The organism is Staphylococcus muscae (genome assembly GCF_003019275.1).
Classification (GTDB): domain Bacteria; phylum Bacillota; class Bacilli; order Staphylococcales; family Staphylococcaceae; genus Staphylococcus; species Staphylococcus muscae.
In genome coordinates, this window is record NZ_CP027848.1 from 849,097 (window position 1) to 873,605 (window position 24,509).

General features: G+C 38.4%; 21 protein-coding genes. 5 read left to right on the forward strand and 16 right to left on the reverse strand.

Annotated elements, in window-relative coordinates; genetic code table 11:
* Positions 1 to 97 precede the first annotated feature (97 nt).
* The 5 genes from rlmD to gatC form a co-directional block, all read right to left on the reverse strand.
* Positions 98 to 1,462, reverse strand: a complete 1,365-nt coding sequence (rlmD, locus tag C7J88_RS04215; RefSeq protein WP_095117403.1) for a 23S rRNA (uracil(1939)-C(5))-methyltransferase RlmD — start codon at positions 1,460 to 1,462, stop codon at positions 98 to 100.
* A gap of 235 nt (positions 1,463 to 1,697) precedes the next feature.
* Positions 1,698 to 2,642, reverse strand: coding sequence for a diacylglycerol kinase (locus C7J88_RS04220; RefSeq protein WP_095117404.1), 945 nt, complete (start codon positions 2,640 to 2,642; stop codon positions 1,698 to 1,700).
* Between the two features lie 182 nt (positions 2,643 to 2,824).
* A complete protein-coding gene (gatB, locus tag C7J88_RS04225; RefSeq protein WP_095117405.1) occupies positions 2,825 to 4,252 on the reverse strand; it encodes an Asp-tRNA(Asn)/Glu-tRNA(Gln) amidotransferase subunit GatB in 1,428 nt (475 codons plus the stop codon).
* 14 nt (positions 4,253 to 4,266) lie between these two features.
* Complete coding sequence (gene gatA, locus C7J88_RS04230; RefSeq protein ID WP_095117406.1) at positions 4,267 to 5,727, reverse strand: Asp-tRNA(Asn)/Glu-tRNA(Gln) amidotransferase subunit GatA; 1,461 nt, start codon at positions 5,725 to 5,727, stop codon at positions 4,267 to 4,269.
* A 2-nt stretch (positions 5,728 to 5,729) separates the two neighbouring features.
* Positions 5,730 to 6,032, reverse strand: a complete 303-nt coding sequence (gene gatC / locus C7J88_RS04235) for an Asp-tRNA(Asn)/Glu-tRNA(Gln) amidotransferase subunit GatC (protein WP_095117407.1) — start codon at positions 6,030 to 6,032, stop codon at positions 5,730 to 5,732.
* A gap of 400 nt (positions 6,033 to 6,432) precedes the next feature.
* On the opposite strand from gatC, the gene putP reads away from it, so the two are divergent.
* Complete coding sequence (putP, locus tag C7J88_RS04240; protein WP_095117408.1) at positions 6,433 to 7,980, forward strand: sodium/proline symporter PutP; 1,548 nt, start codon at positions 6,433 to 6,435, stop codon at positions 7,978 to 7,980.
* Positions 7,981 to 8,090: 110 nt separating this feature from the next.
* Here the strand turns inward: putP and C7J88_RS04245 are convergent, their stop codons facing one another.
* The 10 genes from C7J88_RS04245 to C7J88_RS04290 all read right to left on the reverse strand — a co-directional run bounded on the left by C7J88_RS04245 (position 8,091) and on the right by C7J88_RS04290 (position 19,574).
* Positions 8,091 to 9,302: a CamS family sex pheromone protein gene (locus tag C7J88_RS04245; protein WP_095117409.1), complete on the reverse strand. Its 1,212-nt coding sequence runs from the start codon at positions 9,300 to 9,302 to the stop codon at positions 8,091 to 8,093.
* An 11-nt stretch (positions 9,303 to 9,313) separates the two neighbouring features.
* A complete protein-coding gene (gene ligA / locus C7J88_RS04250; RefSeq protein ID WP_095117410.1) occupies positions 9,314 to 11,320 on the reverse strand; it encodes an NAD-dependent DNA ligase LigA in 2,007 nt (668 codons plus the stop codon).
* 3 nt (positions 11,321 to 11,323) lie between these two features.
* The gene (pcrA, locus tag C7J88_RS04255) at positions 11,324 to 13,522 is read right to left on the reverse strand and encodes a DNA helicase PcrA (protein WP_095117411.1); all 2,199 of its coding nucleotides are present in this window, start codon (positions 13,520 to 13,522) and stop codon (positions 11,324 to 11,326) included.
* Positions 13,522 to 14,211: a heptaprenylglyceryl phosphate synthase gene (pcrB, locus tag C7J88_RS04260; protein WP_095117412.1), complete on the reverse strand. Its 690-nt coding sequence runs from the start codon at positions 14,209 to 14,211 to the stop codon at positions 13,522 to 13,524. The genes pcrA and pcrB overlap by 1 nt, the downstream gene beginning before the upstream one ends.
* Positions 14,212 to 14,413: 202 nt before the next feature.
* Positions 14,414 to 15,070 (reverse strand): M15 family metallopeptidase, encoded by a 657-nt coding sequence (locus C7J88_RS04265; protein WP_095117413.1) that lies wholly within the window; start codon positions 15,068 to 15,070, stop codon positions 14,414 to 14,416.
* Positions 15,071 to 15,166: 96 nt separating this feature from the next.
* On the reverse strand, positions 15,167 to 15,469 hold the full coding sequence (locus C7J88_RS04270; protein ID WP_044360637.1) for a YerC/YecD family TrpR-related protein: 303 nt from the start codon (positions 15,467 to 15,469) through the stop codon (positions 15,167 to 15,169).
* A 67-nt stretch (positions 15,470 to 15,536) separates the two neighbouring features.
* Positions 15,537 to 16,832: an adenylosuccinate lyase gene (gene purB / locus C7J88_RS04275; RefSeq protein WP_095117414.1), complete on the reverse strand. Its 1,296-nt coding sequence runs from the start codon at positions 16,830 to 16,832 to the stop codon at positions 15,537 to 15,539.
* Between the two features lie 228 nt (positions 16,833 to 17,060).
* Positions 17,061 to 17,246, reverse strand: coding sequence for an NETI motif-containing protein (locus C7J88_RS04280; RefSeq protein ID WP_095117415.1), 186 nt, complete (start codon positions 17,244 to 17,246; stop codon positions 17,061 to 17,063).
* 44 nt (positions 17,247 to 17,290) lie between these two features.
* The gene (gene nadE / locus C7J88_RS04285; RefSeq protein ID WP_095117416.1) at positions 17,291 to 18,112 is read right to left on the reverse strand and encodes an NAD(+) synthase; all 822 of its coding nucleotides are present in this window, start codon (positions 18,110 to 18,112) and stop codon (positions 17,291 to 17,293) included.
* Entirely contained in the window at positions 18,105 to 19,574 is a 1,470-nt protein-coding gene (locus C7J88_RS04290; protein WP_095117417.1) for a nicotinate phosphoribosyltransferase, read from the reverse strand. Before C7J88_RS04290 ends, nadE begins: the two co-directional genes overlap by 8 nt.
* A gap of 256 nt (positions 19,575 to 19,830) precedes the next feature.
* On the opposite strand from C7J88_RS04290, the gene C7J88_RS04295 reads away from it, so the two are divergent.
* Together C7J88_RS04295 and C7J88_RS04300 are read left to right on the forward strand one after the other, a co-directional pair.
* Positions 19,831 to 20,901 carry a nitric oxide synthase oxygenase gene (locus C7J88_RS04295; RefSeq protein ID WP_095117418.1) on the forward strand — a complete coding sequence of 357 codons (1,071 nt, stop codon included), beginning with the start codon at positions 19,831 to 19,833 and terminating at the stop codon, positions 20,899 to 20,901.
* A 46-nt stretch (positions 20,902 to 20,947) separates the two neighbouring features.
* Positions 20,948 to 21,748: a prephenate dehydratase gene (locus C7J88_RS04300; protein ID WP_095117419.1), complete on the forward strand. Its 801-nt coding sequence runs from the start codon at positions 20,948 to 20,950 to the stop codon at positions 21,746 to 21,748.
* Positions 21,749 to 21,798: 50 nt separating this feature from the next.
* On the opposite strand, the gene C7J88_RS04305 is transcribed toward C7J88_RS04300, so the two are convergent.
* Positions 21,799 to 22,896, reverse strand: a complete 1,098-nt coding sequence (locus C7J88_RS04305) for a glycosyl hydrolase family 28-related protein (protein ID WP_095117420.1) — start codon at positions 22,894 to 22,896, stop codon at positions 21,799 to 21,801.
* A 73-nt stretch (positions 22,897 to 22,969) separates the two neighbouring features.
* On the opposite strand from C7J88_RS04305, the gene C7J88_RS04310 reads away from it, so the two are divergent.
* Positions 22,970 to 23,521 (forward strand): cysteine hydrolase family protein, encoded by a 552-nt coding sequence (locus tag C7J88_RS04310; RefSeq protein ID WP_095117421.1) that lies wholly within the window; start codon positions 22,970 to 22,972, stop codon positions 23,519 to 23,521.
* Between the two features lie 56 nt (positions 23,522 to 23,577).
* Entirely contained in the window at positions 23,578 to 24,504 is a 927-nt protein-coding gene (locus C7J88_RS04315; protein ID WP_095117422.1) for a manganese-dependent inorganic pyrophosphatase, read from the forward strand.
* The last annotated feature ends 5 nt before the right edge of the window (positions 24,505 to 24,509 follow it).

Here is a 24,509-nt window from a genome sequence, read left to right on the forward strand (position 1 = left end):
GATGGCATATCGGAATAATATTTTCTGTTTAACGGAATAATGTGATGAGAATAGAAGAAAAAGAGCTAGATTATGACATCTAACTCTTTCTACGCTCTTATGACTTACGTTCCAATAATGCGACTGTTTCAACATGTGTTGTATGTGGGAACATATCGACTGGTGTGATTTCTTTAATTTGATATTGATCTTTTAACAACTCTACATCTCGTAATTGTGTGCTTGGATTGCATGAAACATATACAATACGTTCCGGTGCTAATGATTTTAAGGTTTCAATAAATGTTGGGTCACAACCTTTTCGTGGTGGATCGACTGTGACCACATCAGGTTGAATCCCTTCACGTTGCCAATCTAAAATCACTTTTTCAGCTGGCCCTGCAACAAATGTCGTATTGTTATAGTGATTATTTTGGGCATTACGTTTCGCATCTTCAATCGCTTCCGGCACAACTTCTACGCCATAGACATGTTTTGCTTTATCGGCCATTGATAATGCAATGGTTCCAATACCACAATAGGCATCTAATACGACTTCATCGCCTGTTAATTGGGCATAGTCAACTGCCAGTTTGTATAGTTTTTGTGTTTGTGTCACATTAATTTGATAAAATGACAAATCACTAATTTCAAAGTGGATATCGTTCAATGTGTCTTCAATATAGTCTTTACCGTATAACGTATGAGATGTTGGTCCCATAATGACATTTGATTTTTCACGGTGAATATTCACCTTTACACTTGTAACAGCTGGGAATTTCTCTGTTAATGTGTCGATAATTGTTTGTGCATGTGGCAACTGTTTACCGTTCACGACAAAAATCACCATCACTTCATTTGTGAAATGACCAATACGGATCACAACATGACGTAGTATGCCTTTATGACGTTGTTCATTGTACGTTGGAATGTTATATGTTTGTACCCACTGTTTAATCTCACGCATGATGTCATTTTGAATATCATCTTGAATCAGACATGTGTCCATATCAATAATGTCATGGCTGCGTTGACGATAGAAGCCCATTTGAACATGCCCATCTTTTGTCGTACCGACCGGGATTTGAGTTTTATTACGATAATGCCATGGATTTTCCATACCAACAGTAGGATGTATCGGGACGTCTGTCATTTTACCTTTACGATGGAAAAGATTAACCACTTGATCTCGTTTCATGTTGAGTTGTGCATCATAAGACAGATGTTGCAACTGACAGCCACCGCACTTGTCATAATAGACACATGGCGGTTGAACACGTTCATCACTTTCTTCTAAAATATCAATAAGTTTTCCAAAGCCAAAATTTTTATTGACTTTGATCACTTTATAGCGGATTTTTTCATTTGTTAAGGCATGTGGGACAAAGATTGGATAGCGATCTACTTTCACAACACCCTGACCTTCATGTGTTAAATCCACGACATGCCCTTCATATATTTCATTTTTTTCAACGATTGCCAAAATATTTCACTCTCTTCATACAATAGTTAGCAGAAAAAGGGAGTGGGACAGAAACCTTTGTCACTATAAGAGATTTCGTTGTCTCACTCCGGCAAGGGTGACTAGAAGTGAAAAGTCTTTATGAACGCATTTTCACTTCAGACACCTACTGGCATTGCACTTATTTCAGCATCACTTTTAGCTAAATTCATGTTTTATCCCATTTCTTTTTCATACATGAGATTTCAATGTCTCTCTATTCAAATAAATCATCTGTGTTCTTAGGTTCTTCAATCAGTAATTCATTATCTACATTTGCAGGAGAAAACACTTCAATATGTCTTACTAAATTTAAAAAGTTAGCTGGCAACTGTCCGCCGTATTCCCCATCAACGTTCAGTGGCATCTCTGCTAAAGATGAGATATTAACCGATTGCGCCTTGATATAGTGCACTTTTGGATGTTTCGTATGTTCGCCACGAGAAGCTAATGTCATAATATGTCCCAATTCAGCTAAACTTGCTTTTTCAACGATTAATAATGTAAACATACCATCATCGAGCTTCGCATCAGGAACGAGCTTCTCAAAGCCTGCCATCGAATTCGTCAAGCCGAGTAAAAATAATGTAATCTCACCTTCAAAGACTTCACCATCATATTCAATGCGCACATCAACTGGGTGCATTTGTGGTAACATCTCAAAACCTTTAATATAATATGCAAACGGCCCGACTATCGTCTTTAACTTGCTCGGCGCTTCATATGAGACTTCTGTAATCTTACCCCCAGCAGCAACATTGATAAAATATCGGTTGTTCATCTTTCCGATATCTACTTGTATTGTTTTGCCGTCTAAAATCACATCAACTGCTTCAAAAATATCTGTTGGCAAATGTAATGCACGTCCGTAGTCATTAACTGTTCCCATTGGGATTAAGCCTAATTTTGGGCGATTGGGCTTTTCAGCAATCCCATTGATGACTTCATTGAGCGTTCCATCTCCACCTGCTGCAACTATCAAATCATACTGTTCATTAATGGCGCGCGCAGCTTCTTCAGTCGCATCTCCTGCTTTTTGAGTTGCATATGCGCTGGTCTCAAAGCCTGCTTGTTCAAATTTCACCAATACATCAGGTAGCGCACGTTTAAAGAGCTCTTTCCCAGATGTTGGATTGTATATAATCCTCGCACGTTTTCTCATTCATATCCCTCAATCATTTTTGATATACTCATTGTTAATATTAAAACAATCTGTGATTGAAAGAAAGCCAAAACATTCAATATTGAACAGAATTCTTAAGTTTTGTCACTTATTAAACACAGTTGAAAACACACTGTCAATCGCATACATATACGATTGACAGTGTGTTTTTTTGGCATCGATTATTGTTTATCAAGTTCTTGTTTCAATAATTTATTCGCAAGTTGTGGGTTCGCTTGACCTTTAGATAACTTCATAATTTGACCAACTAAGAAGCCCATCGCTTTGCCTTTACCATTTTTATAATCTTCAACAGATTGTGGGTTGTTTGCGATCGCATCTTGAACAAATTGTAAGACAGCACCTTCATCAGAAATTTGAACAAGGCCTTTGTCTTTCATAATTTGTTCTGCATCTCCACCATTTTCAGCAAGTTCTGGGAAGACTTTCTTCGCGATTTTACTGCTCATTGTACCATCTTCAATTAACTTAATCATACCTGCTAAGTTTTGTGGTGTTAAGCCAGTATCTTGAAGTTCGATTTGGTTTTTGTTGAGGTATTCGTTCACGCCACCCATTAACCAGTTTGATGTCAATTTCACGTCAGCACCTTCAGCAACTGCCGCTTCAAAGAAATCAGACATTTCTTTTGTTAATGTTAAAACGTGTGCGTCATACGCTGGTAAACCAAATTGTTCTACGTATTTTGCTTTACGTGCATCTGGTAATTCTGGGATAGATGCTTTAACGCGCGCTTTCCAGTCTTCATCAATGTACAACGGTACGATATCAGGTTCTGGGAAGTATCGGTAATCATCTGATGCTTCTTTGACACGCATTAAGATCGTTTTACCCGTTGATTCATCAAAACGACGTGTTTCTTGAAGAATTTCGCCACCATTTAACAACTCTTCTTCTTGACGTTTTACTTCATATTCAAGACCTTTACGCACGTTGTTAAATGAGTTTAAGTTTTTCAATTCTGCTTTCGTACCAAATTCTTTTTGACCTACTGGACGGATTGATACGTTGGCATCACAACGCAATGAACCTTCTTCCATTTTACAGTCAGAAACGCCAGTATATTGGATGATTGATTTTAATTTTTCTAAGTAAGCATATGCTTCTTCAGGTGAGCGAATGTCTGGTTCTGATACGATCTCAACTAATGGTGTACCTTGACGGTTTAAGTCAACAAGAGAGTAACCATTTTTATGTGTTGATTTACCAGCATCTTCTTCCATGTGAAGACGTGTGATACCAATACGTTTCGTTTCACCATTCACTTCGATATCAATATGACCATGTTCACCAATTGGTTGGTCTAATTGTGAAATTTGGTATGCTTTTGGATTGTCTGGGTAGAAGTAGTTTTTACGGTCAAACTTCGACTCCGTTGCAATTTCCATATTTAATGCCATCGCTGCACGCATTGACCAATCTACCGCACGCTTATTCACTGTTGGTAAGACACCTGGATATGCAAGGTCAATAACGCTTGTGTTTGTATTTGGCTCTGCACCGTATGCTACTGGCGCATTCGAAAACATTTTTGAGTCTGTTTTCAATTCAACGTGGACTTCGAGCCCGATTACTGTTTCAAAATGCATTTGCTTGCCACTCCTTATAAGTTTTGATATTGGTCGTGTAGATTGAATTGCGTCTCATATTGATGCGCAACACGATACAATGTTTTTTCGTCAAATGGTTTACCAATCAATTGTAAGCCGATTGGACGTCCATTTTCTGCTAAGCCACATGGTACAGAAATACCTGGAAGACCTGCTAAGTTGACAGGTGTTGTTAACAAGTCGTTCGCATACATTGTTAGCGGATCATTGATTTCAGCGCCAATATCAAATGCAACTGTTGGTGTTGTTGGTCCTAAAATAACGTCATAGTCTTTGAAGACATTTTCAAAGTCATTTTTGATTAATGTACGAACTTTTTGTGCTTTTTTGTAGTAAGCATCGTAGTAACCTGAACTTAATACGTATGTACCAAGGAAGATACGACGTTTCACTTCTTCACCGAAACCTTCACTACGAGACATTTTGTAAAGTTCTTCTAATGTGTTGGCATCTTTTGAATGATAACCGTAACGGATACCGTCAAAACGTGCTAAGTTAGATGATGCTTCGGCTGATGCGATCACGTAGTATGAAGGAATACCTGACGATGTACGTGGTAAACTTACTTCTTCTACTGTTGCACCTAATGATTTAAATGTTTCAGCTGCTTTTAATACAGCCTCTTTTACTTCACTGTCGACACCTTCACCGATATATTCTTTCGGTAATGCAATTTTCATGCCTTTAATATCTTTACCGATATCAGCAGTAAAATCTGTTGCAACGCCCGGTGCACTTGTTGAATCCATTTCATCTTCACCTGAGATGGCTTCTAAAACAATCGCATTGTCTTTAACGTTACGTGTAATTGGTCCAATTTGGTCTAATGATGATGCGAATGCAACAAGACCAAAACGAGATACACGACCATAAGTTGGTTTAAGTCCTACAACACCACAGTAAGCTGCTGGTTGACGGATTGAACCACCTGTATCCGTACCTAGAGTGAATGGTACAAGACCTGCTGCAACTGCTGCTGCTGAACCACCTGAAGAACCACCTGGTACCGCTTTGTGGTCAAATGGGTTTACTGTCTTTTTGAAGTAAGACGTTTCAGTAGATCCACCCATTGCGAATTCGTCTAAGTTGACTTTACCGATTAACACACCATTTTCGCTATGAAGTTTTTTCATAACTGTTGCATCATAGATCGGCACAAAACCTTCTAACATCTTACTTGCACAAGTTGTTTCTAAACCTTCAGTGATGATGTTATCTTTAATCCCCATCGGAATACCGAATAACTTGCCGTCCATTTCACCTTTTGCTTGAAGTTCATCAAGTTCAGCTGCTTTTTTAAGCGCATTTTCTTTATCTAATGCTAAAAATGACTGAATCGTTGGATCAGTTTCTTCAATTGCGTCATAGATATCGTTCACAATTTCTGAAGGCTTGATCTTATTATCCTTAATCATTTGTTGTAAGTTTTCAATTGATTCATAACGGATGCTCATCTTTATGCGTCCTCCTCATTCATAACAGCAGGTACTTTGAATTGTCCTGCTTCTACTTCTTTCGCATTCACTAATGCTTTATCTTGTGGCAATCCTGTTATCGCAACGTCTTCACGTAAAACATTTTGTAAATCTAAAACGTGGTTTGTTGGATTGACATCTTCTGTGTTTACTGAATCAATTTGATGACAAAAATCTAAGATACCCGCTAAAGTTTCTTGCATCGCTGTTGACTCTTCTTCAGTCACGTTCAATCGCGCAAGATTAGCGATATGTTCGACCTGTTCTTGTGTAATTTCAGCCATTGAAATATAGCCTCCTTAAAAATACTCTTTTATCTACAAATTGTATCAGACTTTGCCCTAAAAATCTAAACAAATTAATATTGGAGAGGTTATGGAGGGAGCGGTCAGGATTTGAGCAGAATCAGAGCAATGAGGAAAATCGCTTTTTGATTTTCTCGAATTGCGAAATTCTGTCGAAAATCCTGCTCCCGGAATACTGATAGTGCCACGAGGTTGTGAAAGAAGCGGTTTAAATTCGAGCAGAACCCAATTAATAAGAAAAAATACTTCTTATTTAATAACTAAATAATCGCATCACTTCACTTATTTTCGCTTAAATCTATTAAATAAGAACTTTCCATATCCCCCGTATACTGTATAATATGCTTAAGCCACTAAAAAACTAAAGGGGGACTTTACTATGTTTTTATTAGGCGCAACATTGTCCAGTCAAGTAAATCCGAACTGGCAAACTTACATTATGATAGCTGTTTATTTTATCATTTTGTTAGTCATTGGTTTTTACGGCTATAAACAAGCAACGAGTAACTTAAGTGAGTACATGCTTGGTGGTCGTAGTATTGGTCCATGGGTTACGGCACTTTCAGCCGGTGCCTCGGACATGAGTGGATGGATGATTATGGGGTTACCTGGCGAAGTTTATTCAACAGGATTATCTGCACTTTGGATCACGATTGGTCTGACATTGGGGGCATACATTAACTACTTAATCGTAGCACCTCGATTACGTGTACATACTGAAATTGCAGGCGATGCCATTACATTACCTGACTTTTTTAACAATCGTTTGAATGATCAATCAAACATTATCAAGATTATTTCAGGAACAATCATTGTCGTCTTTTTCACACTTTACACGCATACAGGGTTCGTAGCGGGTGGTAAACTTTTTGATAGTGCATTCGGCTTGGATTATCACTTTGGTCTTGTATTAGTTGCTGTTATTGTTATTTTATATACTTTCTTTGGTGGTTACTTAGCAGTATCAATTACAGACTTCTTCCAAGGTGTCATTATGCTTATGGCTATGATCATGGTACCAATCGTTGCATTATTAAAATTAAATGGTCTTGATACATTCGATACAATCGTTGAACTAAAACCAACGAACTTAGACCTTTTCCGTGGTACAACTGTAATCGGTATTATTTCATTTTTCGCTTGGGGACTTGGTTACTTCGGTCAGCCACATATCCTTGTACGCTTTATGAGTATTCGATCTGTAAGTCTTTTCACATTAACACGTCGTATCGGGATCTCATGGATGGCAGTTGGATTATTCGGAGCTGTTATGATTGGTCTATTAGGAATTGCTTTCGTTCCAGCACAAGGCGTTGAACTTCAAGACCCTGAAACATTATTTATTTTAATGGGACAAATCTTATTCCATCCATTAATCGGTGGCTTCTTATTAGCCGCAATTTTAGCAGCGATTATGAGCACGATTTCATCTCAATTACTCGTAACGTCAAGTTCATTAACTGAAGACTTTTATAAACTAATTCGTGGTAAAGAAGCAAATGCAAAAGCACATGAAAAAGAATTTGTTTTAGTTGGACGTTTATCCGTAGTTATCGTTGCCATTGTAGCAATTGCCATTGCTTGGTCACCAAATGATACTATCTTGAACTTAGTTGGGAATGCGTGGGCAGGTTTTGGTGCCTCATTCGGTCCACTTGTAATCCTATCACTTTATTGGAAAGGTCTTACAAGAGATGGTGCCGTTGCAGGTATGGTTGCGGGTGCATTAACAGTTATTTTATGGATTGTCTTTGCACACCCACTTGGAGAAACTTATCAATTCTTCACACTTTATGAAATCGTACCAGGCTTCTTAGCAAGTCTGCTCGTCACATTTTTCGTATCAAAACTTACGAAAAAACCAGGCGACTTTGTTGAACGTGATCTCAACGAAGTAAAACGTCAAATTCGTGAAGCAAAACAATAATTTACATTATATTCTAAGGGGTATCGGACGCTACGCAACTTTGCGTGGACGTCCGATTTTTTCATTAAAAAATCTCCCGGCTATATGTTAATAGCTAGGAGATTTTCATGTTAATGGTTGTAAATATGCACTCTAGGTTCTGAGTCATCTTCTCCTTTTGTAATAAGTGCACGTGGCTCACTACCATCCTTAATATGAATTTCATAGGTAGGTACATCTTTTAAATCTTTTTCAGCTAACTGTGTCACATATTGTGTGATACCAATCAGTTCTGCTTTTCCATAGTAATCAATTGGCAAATCAACGACAAGATTGTCTGCTTTTTTATTTACAAACTTAACTTTACCAACAGCTTGTGTGAAATTATTAAAATATGATTGCAAACTGCTGTTAAAATCTTGAAAGTTTGAATTCAAACCTTCATCTAAATCAGCAGCTTCACTTGATGGAAGTAAGACAGTTTGTTCATTGACTTTTTTCCAATCGTTCAACTTTGCGCCATTCTTCTCTGATACCGCATAACTGACGAATTGACCTGGCACGATGTCTTCTTCACTCGATTGAATATAAATGGCGAAGGTAATCGGAATATCTTTCAACTCATTGTTTTCACGTAGTCGAGATAACATCTCTTCAGCCATTTCTTGTCCTTTTTCTTTTACCATTTTCGTATCTAACGCTTCACTATATGTTTCGCCATATTCTTCTTTTTGGTAATAGTAGACACTGTTCATAGCAAGACCAATTGTCATCCCTTCAATTTCTTTCCCTTCTGTATCACTCGAACTATAAAAGTCTTGTTCCAATATATTTGATAGAAGTGCCGGCGTGTTTTTCGCAATTTTTTCTGGATTTTTTTCTCCGTTTACAGAAGGATTCAGTCCAAGATTTTCATTAGCATTCGCCTTTTCTTTCTCTTCATCACTCATCTTATCAATTTCTTTTTTCGTAAATTTTGGTTTTAAGTACGCTCGAATAGTATCTTTATTTAGAAACTGACCTTCTTGATACAAATACTGATCTGTCGGGAAAACTTCTTGGCTAATATTTAGTAAACCGTCTTCAAAGTCTTCACCATTATACCCATTCGCCATTTTTTCTTGGACAAGACCACGCGCTTGGCTCTCTTTAAATGGCAAAATAGTACGGTAGTTATCCCCTTGTACATTTTGATCAGTTGCTATTTCTTTAACTTTTGCTTGCTTCTTAGTTGAATTTGTTTGTTCTTGATCTTGTTTCTGTTCAGATTGTTCATCATCTGTCGGTGCACAGGCTGTTAATACAAGACTTAGCCCCAACATCATTGCAATTGTTCGTTTCATTGCCTGCTCCCTCATTCCTCACGCATTGCGTTTTGTTTATCAATAAATGTTTGTTCATCCCATATCGGTGTTCCGAGTGATTCTGCTTTTGTTAGCTTTGATCCAGCGTCTGTTCCTGCAATAACAAGGTCTGTTGATTTTGTCACACTGCTTGTCACTTTAGCGCCTTGTCGCTTCAACCATTGACCTGCTTCAGATCTTGTCATCTGTTGAAGTTTACCAGTCAACACGATAGTTTTTCCATGAAATTCTGGGTGCCCTTCTACTTCAGAGAGCTTTTCTCCCGTATATGTCATGTTTACACCACGTGATTGCAGTTTTTCAATCAATGCTTTGATATCTTCATTTGCCATATATGTCACAAATGATTGTGCAAGTTTTTCACCGACATCATGAATTTCAGTAAGTTCGGCTTCTGTGACAGACATCAACCGTGTCATCGTCTCATATTTTTCAGCAAGTACTTGGCTCGCTTTGACGCCGAGATGACGGATACCGAGTCCGAATAATAAATGTTCTAATGATTGTTGTTTAGATGCTTCGATGGCAGAAAGTAAATTGTCCGCCTTTTTCTCACCCATGCGCTCAAGCGGCAACAGATCATCTTTCGTCAGTTGAAAAATATCTGCAACGTCACGAATAAGTTCGTTGTGGTACAGTTGCTCGATGATTTTCGTTCCAAGTCCGTCGATGTTCATTGCTTGACGTGAGACGAAATGAATCAATCCTTCCACGAGTTGTGCTTGACATTTCGGATTGATACAACGCAATGCGACTTCGCCTTCAATACGCACGAGTTCATGCCCACAACTTGGACAATGGGTCGGCATGTGATACGTTTCGGCATGTTCCGGTCTGCGTTCTAGAACAACACGTACTACTTCCGGAATGATATCCCCTGCTTTTTTAACGACCACGCTATCACCGATACGAATATCTTTCTCATGAATCAAGTCTTCATTGTGCAACGATGCACGTGAAACAGTTGTACCGGCCACACGAACAGGTTCCAAAACAGCTGTCGGTGTAACGACGCCGGTACGTCCAATGCTCAACTCAATATCCAATAGCTTAGAAACGACTTCTTCAGCAGGAAACTTATATGCGATTGCCCAACGGGGTGACTTTTGTGTGAATCCCATCTCTTCTTGATGTTCAATCGCATTCACCTTAATAACAATGCCATCGATGTCGTACGGCAAGGCTGTACGATGATCTGTCCAATATGCAATGTATTCAAGTACTTCTTCAATTGACGCTACTTCACGACGCTCAGGGTTTGTTTTAAAGCCAAGTCCGTCCAATTCTGCTAATGCTTCACTTTGCGATGTGGCGTCTAGTTCTGTAAAGTCATTGATACTGTATAAAAAGATGTCCAACTTACGTTCAGCTGCTAACTTTGAATCTAGTTGACGCAATGATCCAGCAGCAGCATTTCTTGGATTGGCAAATGGTTGCTCGTCATTTTGTTCTTTTATTTCATTTAACTTCAAGAATGATTTACGTGGCATATACGCTTCTCCACGTACTTCAAATGAAATCGGACGTTCTAATGTTAAAGGAATTGCGTAGATTGTTTTTAAGTTTTCGGTAATATCTTCACCGGTCGTACCGTCTCCACGAGTAAGACCTTGAACAAATGCACCGTCTACATATTTTAACGATACGGCAAGGCCGTCAATTTTTAATTCACACATATAGGTAACTGATCCAACTGCTTCTCTCACACGTTGATCAAAACGCCTTAAATCCTCTTCATTAAAAGCATTCCCTAAACTTAACATCGGGGTATCATGTCGTACTTTATTAAAAGTGGACTGCGCTTGCCCACCGATTCGGACAGTCGGTGAGTTAGATGACTTAAACTCAGGATGTGCCGCTTCGATTTCAATGAGTTCTGCCAACAATTTATCGTATTCAGCATCCGGCACACTCGGGTTATCTTGAACATGATATTCATAATTATATTGGTGTAACAACTGATGTAACGTTGCTACCCTTTCTTTCAGTTCTGTCATCTATTAATCCTCCTTCTTCTGTAACGGAGCAAACTGTGCAATGAGTCGCTTAGGTCCTTCCGACTTGAAGATAATATCAAGTTCGACCGTATCTCCTTTGACATTGACATTTGAGACCATTCCTTCGCCCCACGATTTGTGAATGACTTTGTCTCCTACATGCCAATCAGTTGTTGTCGCTGCTGAACCCACTTTCGTTCCTGTTGTGCGCTGGCTAAAGCCGCGTTTTTTGGACTGACCTGTACGTTTATGTGACGCAATAGATACGCTCGGTTTCGGTCTTTCCAATAAGTCTTCTGGAATTTCATTTAAGAATCGAGAACGTACATTGGATTGCGGTCTACCGAAGAGTGTTCTTGACGTTGCATGTGTTAAGTAAAGTACTTCTTCTGCTCGTGTAATCGCAACATAGCAAATACGACGTTCTTCTTCCATCTCATGATCTTCACCGCTCTTAATCGCCCGAATATGTGGAAATATTGATTCTTCCATGCCGATAATGAAGACAACTGGGAACTCTAGTCCTTTAGCCGAGTGCATCGTCATCAATGTAACACCTTCGTCAAAGTTCGCTTCATCAACATCTGCGACAAGCGATAAATCAGTTAAGAAGTTGATTAATGACTGCTCTTCAAGTGGTGTATTCTCTTCATAATCTTTTGGTACTGACATAAACTCATCTAAGTTTTCCAAACGACTACGAGATTCGAGTGTATCTTCTTTTTCAAGCATACTTCGGAAACCCGACTTATTCAGTACTTCATCTACAATCTCTGTGATTTCTAAAAACTCTTGTTCTTTCATCAAATTTGACATCAACATATAAAATTCTGCAGCTGCTTGTGTGACCTTTTTTGATAAACCGATGAAATCAACTTCAGCTAATGCGTCAAACATACTAATTTCATGGCTATTTGCATAATCTTTAATCTTTTGAATTGAAGTTGCTCCAATTCCACGCTTTGGTACATTAATAATACGCTCTAAGCTGATATCATCTGCGCTATTCGCAATCAATCGTAAATAACTTAATAAATCTTTAATCTCTTTGCGGTCATAGAACTTCATGCCGCCAACCATGACATACGGTATATTCGACTTCATTAACGTTTCTTCTAAGACACGAGATTGGGCATTTGTACGGTATAAAACAGCCATGTCTTTTAATGACTTTCCTTGCTTTTGATGCTTCAAAATTTCTATCACAACATATTGTGTTTCATCACGTTCACTTGTCGCTTCATAATAATGAATCTGTTCTCCTTCTGAATTAGACGTCCAGAGACCTTTAGGTTTGCGTTCACTATTGTGACGAATCACTTCATTCGCTGCGGTTAAAATTGTTTTCGTCGAGCGATAGTTTTGTTCTAAAAAGATTGTCTTCGCTGTTGGATAATCTTCTTCAAACGACAAGATATTTTGAATATCTGCACCACGCCATCCATAGATAGATTGATCAGAGTCACCAACTACGCATAAGTTTTTAAATTTTTTCGCAATCATATTCACCAATGTATATTGCGCTTTGTTTGTATCTTGGTACTCATCGACATGAATGTATTGAAATTTATTTTGATAATATTCTAGTACATCTGGTACACGTTCGAATAATTTTATTGTCGTCATAATGAGATCATCAAAGTCTAATGCTTGGTTACGAATCAGTTGTTTTTGATAACCTTCATACACTTTAGCAACCATGATTGCTTTGAAGTCATGCGCTTCTTCCATCGCCATTGCAGGTGTTTTTAATTCGTTTTTTAAGTTACTGATTTGAGAAATGAAGAAACGGGGTTCATATTGTTTTGAATCGATATTTTCACGTTTCAACACATCTTTGATTACAGATTTTTGGTCTGTTGGATCGATGATTGTAAAGTTACGTTCGATTCCAATACGATCAATATCTCGACGTAAAATTCGTACGCACATAGAGTGGAACGTTGACATCCAAATAACTTCTCCCGCTTCCCCGACCAATGCTTGGACACGTTCTTTCATTTCTTTCGCTGCTTTATTTGTAAATGTAATCGCCAAAATATTGTAAGGAGATACAGATTTTTCATCTAATAAATATGCGATGCGATGTGTTAACACACGCGTCTTCCCTGAGCCGGCACCAGCCATGATAAGCAGTGGTCCTTCAGTTGTACGCACCGCCTCGCTCTGCTCTGCGTTCATATTTTTTAAGAGTGGATTCATTATGTTCTCTCCTTTATTTTTGTTGTTTTTAGCGCTTCTTTGATATTTTCATAGATAACATTACCGACAATAATAGTGTCTGCAATATTGCCCATCTCTTCGGCACGCATGAATGAATCAATGCCACCACCGTAGAATAGTTGTGTGTCTGTTAAACAATGACGCGCTGCCTGTACTATGTCAGGATCACCATATTGTCCACTATATTCGAGATAAAGTACCGGTAAATGGTAGACATCATTCGCCATTTGCGCATAAGCTTCTACATCTTCAATATCTAAGTTCGTTGTCGCACTTGTTAACATTGCAACTTTACTATCATCATTTAAAACGACATACCCTTCAAAAATAAGTTCTTCAAAGTTAATCATATGCCCATATTGTTTTAATGCTTCATGAAGAAGTCCATTGTGAAATCTCACATCTGTACTGTTCAAAACAGTTGGTACAAAATAAAAATCAAATCCCGGCATAATACTCTCAAGATTTGAAATCTCAAGTACGAGTGGTAGAGGATAACGACGCACACGACTCATTAACTGAATGACATTATCTTCAGTTACATCATCTGTACCACCGATCATAATCGCATCCGTTTTTGACATACAAAGTGCTTCTAAATCCTTGTCCGAAATCACTTTTGCTGGATCTAATTTAAATATATGACGCCATTGTTTTATATCGTACATCACACACGTCTCCTTTAAATTTTCGTAACTTATATTATAGCATTTTTAGAAGATGTGTGGGAGTCAGAAGCGAGAATCTGAATGGGGTATATTCGTCATAAAACTGCGAAACACAATTGAAAATTTTATCTTGTAACATACCTAATTGATCAGACAAAGTCCATTCAGAGAATCATTTAAAAAAGAGACGAAAAACCGTCTCTTATTGTCCAAATTCAAAGTATTCTTCTAGTGTTGTCTCTTCGTTATGAATCGTTTGTGCCAAGTCTTTCCCAACATATCTCAAATGCCACGGTTCGTATTGATAACCTGTAATGGCTTCCTTCCCTTCAGGGTAACGAATGATAAAGCCATATGTATGTGCATGATCTTTGACCCATTGTCCTTCCGGCGTCTTAACAAAAGATGTTTTAAAGTCATCACTCGCATTTGCTGAGCCTACGTCAAAAGCAAGTCCTGATTGATGCTCCGAATGACCTGGTTTTGCACTATACTTGTCAGCTGCTGCTTGTCCATCTTTTGCGACATAACTGCTGTACAATTGTTGTTGCGTCTCATATGATCGAAAGCCACTGCGAAATACAAGGTTTACATCGTCTTGACGACTTTCTTGAATCATACGATCTAATTGCATTCTAGCTTTGACATTTTCACCCGGTGCATATTCACTCGGAAGACCCACTTTCTTATTAACAAAAAGATGTCCGTCTACATAGGTTACACCGTCTTTTCGTGTTACTTTGTGCTGATCCTTTTTCTCAGCAACTTGCTGATTGTTTTGTTCAACTGTCTCATCATACGTCCCACAAGCTGTTAACATGAGTGATGTGATACTTGCTGCTAAAAATAATTTTTTCATTTCTGCACTCCATATTCTAACGATGTTTAAAGGTAATAAACACAAAACAACAGCAGATTTCTCCAATGAGATATCTCTGCTGTTATCGTCTTGCTTCTATTTTTTTGTTTCAATATTCATTCGTTCTAAAATCATAGTATAGGCGTCATTCCCCCACTGTAACGAACGTTTCACACGTGAAATCGTCGCCGTTGATGCACCTGACTCCTGTTCAATTGTTGCATAAGTGTAGCCTTGTTTAATCATTTTAGCAACTTGTAAACGTTGTGATAATGACTGAATTTCATTTACTGTACACAAATCATCAAAAAATTGATAGCATTCTTCGCGTGTTTCTAATGTGAGGATAGCGTCAAATAATTCATCTAGTGCTTTTCCACGTAACTTCTCAATTTGCATGCAAACAACCCCTATATCTTAGAATATCTGATCATACTATTGTATGAAAAGATAAAGCGTAGTTGTCCTATTCTAGACCTACTCTTTTAAATATTGTATCAACTTGATTAAGGTGATGTCTAGGGTCAAAGCACATATCTAAGTCTTCTTTTGAAAGTTTATCCGTAATTGTAGGGTCTGCTTCTACTAATTCTCTAAATGGTGTTTTCGTTTCCCATGATGTCATCGCTTTTGGTTGTACGGTATCATAAGCTTCTTCTCGTACCATCCCTTTATCGATAAGTGCTAATAAAACACGTTGAGAATAAATAAGTCCGAATGTTTTATTCATGTTTTCAGTCATGTTTTCTTCATAAACAGTTAAACGATCAACGATATTCGTAAAGCGGTTTAATGCATAGTCTAACGCAATCGTTACATCTGGTAACATAATACGTTCAGCAGAAGAGTGTGAGATATCACGCTCGTGCCACAATGCAACATTCTCATACGCTGTTGTAATATAACCACGAATCACTCGTGCAATGCCTGTGATATTCTCTGAACCGATTGGATTACGTTTGTGTGGCATTGCTGAAGAACCTTTTTGCCCCTTCGCAAATGCTTCTTCAACTTCACGTGTTTCTGTTTTTTGTAGGTTTCGGATCTCAACCGCAAATTTTTCAAGAGATGTTGCAATCAAACTTAACGTTGCAATGTAGTACGCATGACGATCACGCTGCAATGTTTGAGTTGAAACAGGGGCTGCCGCAATACCAAGATGTTTACATACATATGCTTCGATTTCAGGTGGAATGTTGGCAAATGTACCGACCGCACCACTCATTTTGCCCACTTCGATTTCTTCACGCACACGTTTGAAACGTTCCATATTACGTTGCATTTCTGCATACCATAACGCCATCTTCACACCAAATGTCGTTGGTTCTGCATGCACACCGTGAGTACGTCCCATCATTAAGGTTGTTTTGTATTTTTTTGCCTTCGCCGCTAACACATCAATAAAACGTTCTAAATCTTTTTCGATAATGTCGTTCGCTTGTTTCACTTGATAACTTAATGCTGTATCTACAACGTCTGTTGATGTTAATCCGTAGTGCACCCATTTGCGTTCTTCTCCTAATGTTTCAGATACTTGTCTTGTGAATGCAACTACATCATGGCGTGTTTCTTGTTCAATTTCTTTCGCACGTTCAACATCTACACGGGCATGCTCACGAATTTTCTTCACATCTTCTTTCGGGATATAGCCTAATTCACTCCATGCTTCACTCGCTAAGATCTCAACTTCCAACCATGCTTCATAGCGGTTTTGGTCTGTCCAAATACGTGACATTTCTTCTCTTGAGTAACGTTCAATCATTCGTCAAAAACTCCTATCTCAAATAATAGTTTTATTATAGCAAACCAACAGTAACAATACATTCTCTATTCAATCAGATTTATCGTTCGGAATCAACCACTAAATGATAATAATTACAAATAATTTCATCCCTAAGACGTTTGTAAAACGAACTTTAGTCGTTAAAATATCTATAAAGTTCGTTTTAACAACACAGAATCTGAGAGTAGTCTCTCTCAGATTCGTTATTTAAGATTCTGTATGATTGAGTTTCTTACCAGTAAATATAATTTCTTGCTTTAGCACTTCTACACTACCATCTTTATTCTCTTTAAACACCGGCTTTTCAAAACGTTTCACCGGCATATAACCTGCTGCTTTCATACGTGCCAAACAATCTTGTATCGTTTCATTTTCTTCAACTTGAAATTTCATCTATATCCTTCGCCTTTATTTTATAATATCGTCTCAGTATTCTATCATTTAGGCCATGTAAAACGTGTATATGCTAATTCACGCTTATGTGCATTTCTTACAAAGTGACGTTCAATCACTGCAGCATCTTCAGGTGACACAGTCTTGCCTTCTAAATAGTCATCGATCGCATCATACGTGACACCGAGTGCCACTTCATCCGGCAGTTGCGGTTTGTCATCTTCTAAGTCCGCTGTTGGTACCTTTTCGTATAAATGTGCCTCTGCACCTAAATACTTCAAAAGTTGGCGTCCTTGACGTTTGTTCAATCCGAAGAGTGGTGCGATATCAGCCGCACCGTCACCGTGTTTTGTGAAAAATCCGGTGATGTTTTCGGCAGAGTGATCCGTTCCTACAACAATGCCACTCGTATTTGCCGCGATCGCATATTGTACTTTCATACGTTCACGCGCTTTTTCATTCCCTTTTTGGAAGTCAGTCAACGTAAAACCTGCTTCTTCCAATGCTGCAACACTTTGATCGACCGCCGCTTGGATATTCACAGTCACGATACGATCAGGTTCAATAAACTTTAACGCATCTTCCACATCATCAGCGTCACGTTGGATACCATATGGTAACTTCACCGCAATAAACGTATAAGGTTGTTCTGCTGTTTCATTTAATTCATTCACAGCAAGTTGCACTAACTTACCTGCCAACGTCGAATCTTGTCCACCTGAGATACCGAGCACAAGCGTTCTAACAAAGGCATGTGCTTTCACATATTGTTTAATGAAGTCTTTGATTGTCTCAATCATTTCTGCACTATCAATCGTTGGCGTTACTTTCATATCGCTCACAATCATTGCTTGCATTTTATTCATAAGCTTCCTCCATCTCTTTGACTTTTTCTGCTACTTCAAAGATACGTTTCTGCTTGTTTTCCCAACATGCCGTACTCAAGTCAACCGGATACTCTTCAGGATTTAAATAACGCTTGTTTTCATCCCACAATAAATTCAAATTATCTTCCAAGTATGCTTTCGCAGATTTTTCCGATGGGCACGTATAAACAAGTTTGCCATCTTTAAAAATGTCTTGGTGTAGATCAATCGCTTTAAATTGTTTGATAAACTTTGTTTTATACGTATGAATTGGATGGAACATCTTCAACGGTGATGCTGCATTCGGATCTTCATGTTCTAACGTGATGTAATCACCTTCAGCCTTATTCGTCTTCGTATTGATGACACGATAAACACGCTTTACACCCGGTGTCGTCACTTTTTCAGCATTATTAGACAGCTTAATGCGATCAACATATTCGCCTGTTTCATTTTCAACAGCGACCATTTTATAAACTGCACCTAACGCTGGTTGTTGGTATGCCGTTATTAGCTTCGTTCCAACCCCCCATGAATCCACGGTTGCTCCTTGCGCCTTCAAACTGGAAATAGTCGACTCATCAAGGTCGTTTGATGCAATAATTTTCGCATCTGGAAATCCTGCTGCATCCAACATTTTTCGTGCTTCTTTTGATAAATATGCGATATCACCCGAATCAAGTCGAATACCGATAAAGTTGATTTTATCTCCCAATTCTTTCGCAACACGAATCGCATTCGGTACACCTGATTTAAGCGTATGGAATGTGTCCACTAAGAAAACACAATTTTTATGGCGCTCTGCATATTTTTTAAATGCAACATATTCATCGCCATAAGTTTGAACAAATGCATGTGCATGCGTACCTGATACAGGGATATCAAATAATTTACCTGCACGGACGTTACTTGTTGAATCAAATCCACCAATAATTGCTGCACGTGCCCCCCATACAGCCGCATCCATTTCATGTGCACGACGTGTTCCGAACTCCATCAACGTATCATTCGGTGCAACTTGCTTGATCAAGCTTGCTTTTGTAGAGATAAGCGTTTGGAAATTAATGATATTCAACAAGGCAGTTTCAATAAGCTGCGCTTGAATGAGTGGTGCCTCTACGCGCAATAAAGGTTCATTGTTAAAGCACAACTCACCTTCTTGCATGGAACGAATATTTCCCGTAAAGCGCAAATCTTTCAAATACGCTAAAAAGTCATCTTGATAACCAATTGAACTTAAGTACGCGATATCGCTTTGTGAGAAATGGCAGTTCTCTATAAACTCAATCACTCTACGCAAACCATTAAAGACAGCATAGCCACTCCCGAATGGCATCTTTCTAAAGTATATATCGAAAACTGCTTTGCGTTCATGAATGCCATCAAACCAGTACGATTCAGCCATGTTAATTTGGTATAAGTCATTGTGTAGCATCAAGCTATCATCATCATATTGATACATTATCGTATTCCCTCTATTCACCATTGTTATTTTTGATATTAGTTACGTCAATCATATCATAGATACATCATTATCGTGTATTGAGAGTGAGTCAGAAAATGTACAATTCTGAATGCATTGTTTCAATCATGTCATGCTACCTTTTTTCACACATTACATCCGCTTTTCAACGAAATACTAACAATATCATGACATTCATACGACAGGCATCATTTATATGGTAAGATTTCACTATCATAAGTGATGAGGTGGGAAAATGTTACAACAAGCACGCACATTTATAACTGACATGTACAATGAATTAAACTTTTCAGAAGAAGCTTGTACTGAACGTCTCGCAAATATTGAACGAGAAATTGCAGAAACTGGCACATATCGACATACCACAGAAGAATTAACATATGGTGCACGTGTCGCATGGCGCCAATCTAATCGCTGTATCGGACGATTATTTTGGGAGAAACTTACTGTCATGGATGCACGAGATATCCAAGATGAAGCAGATTTTATCGATGCGATTCATAACCATATTGAATATGCAACTAATGGCGGACGTATTAAACCTACAATAACGATCTTTGCACAATCGGACATTCCGGGACCTAAAATTTTCAACAATCAACTCATTCGATATGCTGGCTATGCAGACAAAGGAGATCCAGCAGAGAGAGAAGTCACACAACTAGCTGAATATTTGGGATGGTGTGGGAAAGGGACTGATTTTGATATTTTACCACTCATTTATCAACTGCCTAATCAACCCGTAAAGTATCATACATATCCAGAATCCCTCATTATGGAAGTTCCCATTCAACATAAGAATTATCCAAAAGTTGCAACGCTCGGTTTGAAATGGTACGCTGTGCCAATTATTTCAAGTATGGATCTAAAAATCGGTGGCATTACATATCCAACTGTTCCTTTTAATGGTTGGTATATGGTGAATGAAATTGCTGTGCGCAACTTTACAGATAGTTATCGCTACAACTTATTAGAAACATTCGCAGAGGCAATGGGCTTTGATAACTTGCGCAATACATCCTTTAACAAAGATCGTGTGATGGTAGAAATCAATGATGCTGTCTATCAATCTTTTCGACAAGCAGGCGTATCAATGGTCGATCATCTCACCGCTTCAAAACAGTTTGAACAATTTGAGCACAATGAAACACAACAAGGACGTGCTGTCACTGGCAAATGGTCTTGGCTCGCACCACCATTATCGCCAACATTGACATCAAACTATCATCATGGATACCGCAATGAAGTGCGTGAACCGAACTTTTTTTACAAAGAAAAGACAACTTCAGGGTGCCCTTTCCACTAACTTCATGTACAATAAATGACAATCAACTGGACAGGAAGTGATTGTGATGAATCTCTATTACTTAGGCCCGCAAGGCACATTTTCATACTTGGCGGCCAAACAATATTGTGGTGGACAACCGCAGATCAATCTCGTAGCTAAAACACAGCTTTATGAAGTGATGACTGCATTGTTAGATGACCCGACAAGCCGAGCGATTGTTCCAATTGAAAATGCGATTGAAGGGACAATTAATATCGTGGCAGATACGCTTGTGGAACAACCGTTTACTGTGATTGATGAAGTGCTTCTTGATATTTCATTTGGCTTATATGGAAATCCCAATCAAGCATTAGATGAGATACAAAAAGTCTATTCCATTGGTCCAGCAATCAGTCAAACACAGAAGTTCATTCATCAACATCACTTAACCTACGACTATACAACGAGTACGATTGCCGCATTGGATTATATTGATGATACAACTGGTGCAATTATTCCACTTGGTAGTGGTGAGGTCTATGGATATATCCCGCTTGCGACAAATATTGAAGATTATGCACACAATCAAACACGTTTTCTCGTATTACAACATGCTGACTTTACGAAACAAGATAGTGGTGACACTTGTTTGCTCGTCATTACACCGAAGCAAGATCAACCGGGATTATTAGCAAGCGTCTTAAATACTTTTGCGTTATTTCACGTCAATCTATCATGGATTGAATCACGTCCATTGAAAACACAACTAGGTATGTATCGATTCTTCGTACAAGCTGATTGCCCGAACCAACAGGATTTAGACAAAATCATAACAATTTTAAAAACATTAGATTTTGAGATACAATCGTTAGGTCGCTTTAATTAATCAATTCAGTAACAATCCCTTTTCGACATATGACGAAAAGGGATTGTTTGTTATATTTGTTTTTTATATGCAATTTGTTTTTCTTTAATCTTAGGCATGTTTTTATCAGTTTTCAATGTGATATTTTGAATCGCTGTGAGTGTTACTGGCGCACAGTTCCCCGCATATGTGTTGTCCAATATTTCGATATCTGTATGCGGCGCAACTTTATGACTACGTATATGCATCGTGTCTTTAGGCCCGATATCAATAAATGTATTTTGTAATACGAAAAAGCCTTCGCCCCCTTGCTTAACTTGTGTTTTACCATCAAGTGTCCACGCATTTTTACCTTGATGCACACCTAAATATCGGATACCTCCCACACATCGGTGAAAGACATTATTATGAATAAATGTACTTTTCCCTTTTAAAGGGGTTAGTGCATAGTCTCGCATGCCATCGAATACATTATTTTCAATAACCACCGTCTCATAAAAATGATCAACACGACTGGCGTGTGAGCCAATAGCACGATTCCACGCATGCATATTGCCTTCATGAGAGTTACCAAAATAACAATTTTCAATCATGACGTGCTTCGTAATCGTTCCGTCGTTACGCCCAAACTTCGGAAACGCCCCTTTTACAAATAAATCTAATTGAATCGCTTCAGAGAATGAACGGTCCCCTTTCACATCGTAAAAACCGAGAAACTGACAATTATGAATGTATACACCATCTAAACCACATGCATCAATACCGTGACCACCGACAACATTTTTCACTGTGACACCTTCAACTTCCACTTCACGTGCATGCCCTAAACACATAGCGGTATTGTTGTATGGATATTCATTGCCATTCATATCAAAAGTCCCCCCGTGAATACGTATGTAGCCATGACCTTCATAACCATGATAGCGTCGTAAACTCGAGCCATTTTTAAGTAAAGTATCTCGTCCTTTACGCAATAAAGTTGCCCCTTCGTCTAAAATCAAAGTAGTTCCTTTATAAATTTTCAATGCTTTCATAATATGATAGGTGCCGGGTGGTATGTATACTGTAATGGGTCCCTTCTTTGCTTGATTTAAAGCACGTTGAATCCCTATTGTATCTCGCCATCTATTTTGTGTTGTTGCGCCAAATTTTATAACATTTATAGCCAATTGTGTGGACGCCTCCCAAATAAAAGTTATACTATACATAATAACTATATACCCAATTTTTAGGAGGAACAACATGACACAACGTGCATTGTTAGTTGTAGATTACTCGTATGATTTTATTGCCGAAGATGGCAAGTTAACATGTGGCGAAGCAGGTCAACGTATTGAATCATTTATTGTACAACGCGTTCAAGATTATATTGCCAATGATGACAACGTCTTTTTCTTAATGGACTTGCATGAAGAAAATGACCCTTATCATCCGGAAACAAAACTTTTCCCACCCCACAATATTATTGGAACACCTGGACGTGAATTGTATGGCGAAGTGAAAGAATTATATGAAACAATCCAGCCAAAAAACAACGTGCACTTTATCAATAAACGTCGCTACGACTCTTTTTATGGTACACCGCTCGATGCATTACTGAGAGAAAGAAATATTGATACCGTTGAAATTTTAGGGGTGTGTACAGATATTTGTGTCCTTCATACTGCAGTGAGCGCCTATAATCTTGGCTATCACTTGATTATTCCAACAGCAGGCGTTGCATCTTTTAATCAAATTGGACACGAATGGGCATTATCACACTTTAAAGATACTTTAGGCGCAAAGGTAGAATAAACTGATACACGCATGATAAAATATGAGTGAGAAACGTATATAAGGAGATTGAAACTATGACAACATATATTTTTGGTCATCAAAACCCAGATACTGATGCAATTTCATCAGCAATTATTATGGCAGACTTTGAACAACAAAATGGCAACAAAGAAGCAAAAGCTTACCGTTTAGGTGATGTAAGCCCTGAAACACAATATGCACTTGATCATTTTAAAGTTTCAGCCCCAGAATTATTAACAGACGATTTAACAGATCAAGATGTGATCCTAGTCGACCACAATGAGTTCCAACAAAGTGCTGAAACAATTGACAAAGCAGTTATCAAGCATGTAATCGATCACCATCGTATTGCAAACTTTGAAACAGCTGGCCCATTATACTACCGTGCCGAGCCTGTTGGCTGTACAGCAACAATTCTATACAAAATGTACAAAGAACAAGGTTTTGAAATCCGCCCAGAAATTGCTGGCTTAATGATTTCAGCTATTATTTCTGACAGTTTATTATTCAAATCACCTACTTGTACATCACAAGACGTGAATGCCGCAAAAGCATTGGCTGAAATTGCGGGTGTTGATCTAGATGCCTATGGTCTTGATATGTTAAAGGCAGGCGCATCTACTGCTGACAAATCTGAAGAAGAACTATTAGATGCCGATGCCAAATCATTCAGCATGGGTGACTACACAGTTCGTATCGGACAAGTAAACACAGTGGATATCGATGAAGTATTCGCACGTCAAGAAGCACTTGAAAATGCAATGAACAAAGCAAGTGTTGACAACGGCTATGATATTTTCGTTCTTGCAATCACTGACATTATCAACAGTGACTCTAAAATCTTAGTAGTCGGTGCAGAAAAAGACACGGTAGCAACAGCTTTTGATACAACACTAGATAACAACACAGCATTCTTACCAGGTGTTGTATCACGTAAAAAACAAATCGTCCCACCGATTACAACAGCATTAACAAAATAATCTAA

Coding starts and splice junctions, on each gene's coding strand:
- C7J88_RS04270 (WP_044360637.1), bottom strand. CDS start 15,469: ATGCAAATTGAGAAGTTACGTGGAAAAGCACTAGATGAATTATTTGAC.
- gatA (WP_095117406.1), bottom strand. CDS start 5,727: ATGAGCATCCGTTATGAATCAATTGAAAACTTACAACAAATGATTAAG.
- pcrA (WP_095117411.1), bottom strand. CDS start 13,522: ATGAATCCACTCTTAAAAAATATGAACGCAGAGCAGAGCGAGGCGGTG.
- C7J88_RS04265 (WP_095117413.1), bottom strand. CDS start 15,070: ATGAAAAAATTATTTTTAGCAGCAAGTATCACATCACTCATGTTAACA.
- C7J88_RS04280 (WP_095117415.1), bottom strand. CDS start 17,246: ATGAAATTTCAAGTTGAAGAAAATGAAACGATACAAGATTGTTTGGCA.
- gatB (WP_095117405.1), bottom strand. CDS start 4,252: ATGCATTTTGAAACAGTAATCGGGCTCGAAGTCCACGTTGAATTGAAA.
- C7J88_RS04290 (WP_095117417.1), bottom strand. CDS start 19,574: ATGTATCAATATGATGATGATAGCTTGATGCTACACAATGACTTATAC.
- purB (WP_095117414.1), bottom strand. CDS start 16,832: ATGATTGAACGTTACTCAAGAGAAGAAATGTCACGTATTTGGACAGAC.
- C7J88_RS04315 (WP_095117422.1), top strand. CDS start 23,578: ATGACAACATATATTTTTGGTCATCAAAACCCAGATACTGATGCAATT.
- pcrB (WP_095117412.1), bottom strand. CDS start 14,211: ATGTACGATATAAAACAATGGCGTCATATATTTAAATTAGATCCAGCA.
- C7J88_RS04295 (WP_095117418.1), top strand. CDS start 19,831: ATGTTACAACAAGCACGCACATTTATAACTGACATGTACAATGAATTA.
- C7J88_RS04310 (WP_095117421.1), top strand. CDS start 22,970: ATGACACAACGTGCATTGTTAGTTGTAGATTACTCGTATGATTTTATT.
- putP (WP_095117408.1), top strand. CDS start 6,433: ATGTTTTTATTAGGCGCAACATTGTCCAGTCAAGTAAATCCGAACTGG.
- C7J88_RS04300 (WP_095117419.1), top strand. CDS start 20,948: ATGAATCTCTATTACTTAGGCCCGCAAGGCACATTTTCATACTTGGCG.
- C7J88_RS04220 (WP_095117404.1), bottom strand. CDS start 2,642: ATGAGAAAACGTGCGAGGATTATATACAATCCAACATCTGGGAAAGAG.
- nadE (WP_095117416.1), bottom strand. CDS start 18,112: ATGAATAAAATGCAAGCAATGATTGTGAGCGATATGAAAGTAACGCCA.
- ligA (WP_095117410.1), bottom strand. CDS start 11,320: ATGACAGAACTGAAAGAAAGGGTAGCAACGTTACATCAGTTGTTACAC.
- C7J88_RS04245 (WP_095117409.1), bottom strand. CDS start 9,302: ATGAAACGAACAATTGCAATGATGTTGGGGCTAAGTCTTGTATTAACA.
- gatC (WP_095117407.1), bottom strand. CDS start 6,032: ATGGCTGAAATTACACAAGAACAGGTCGAACATATCGCTAATCTTGCG.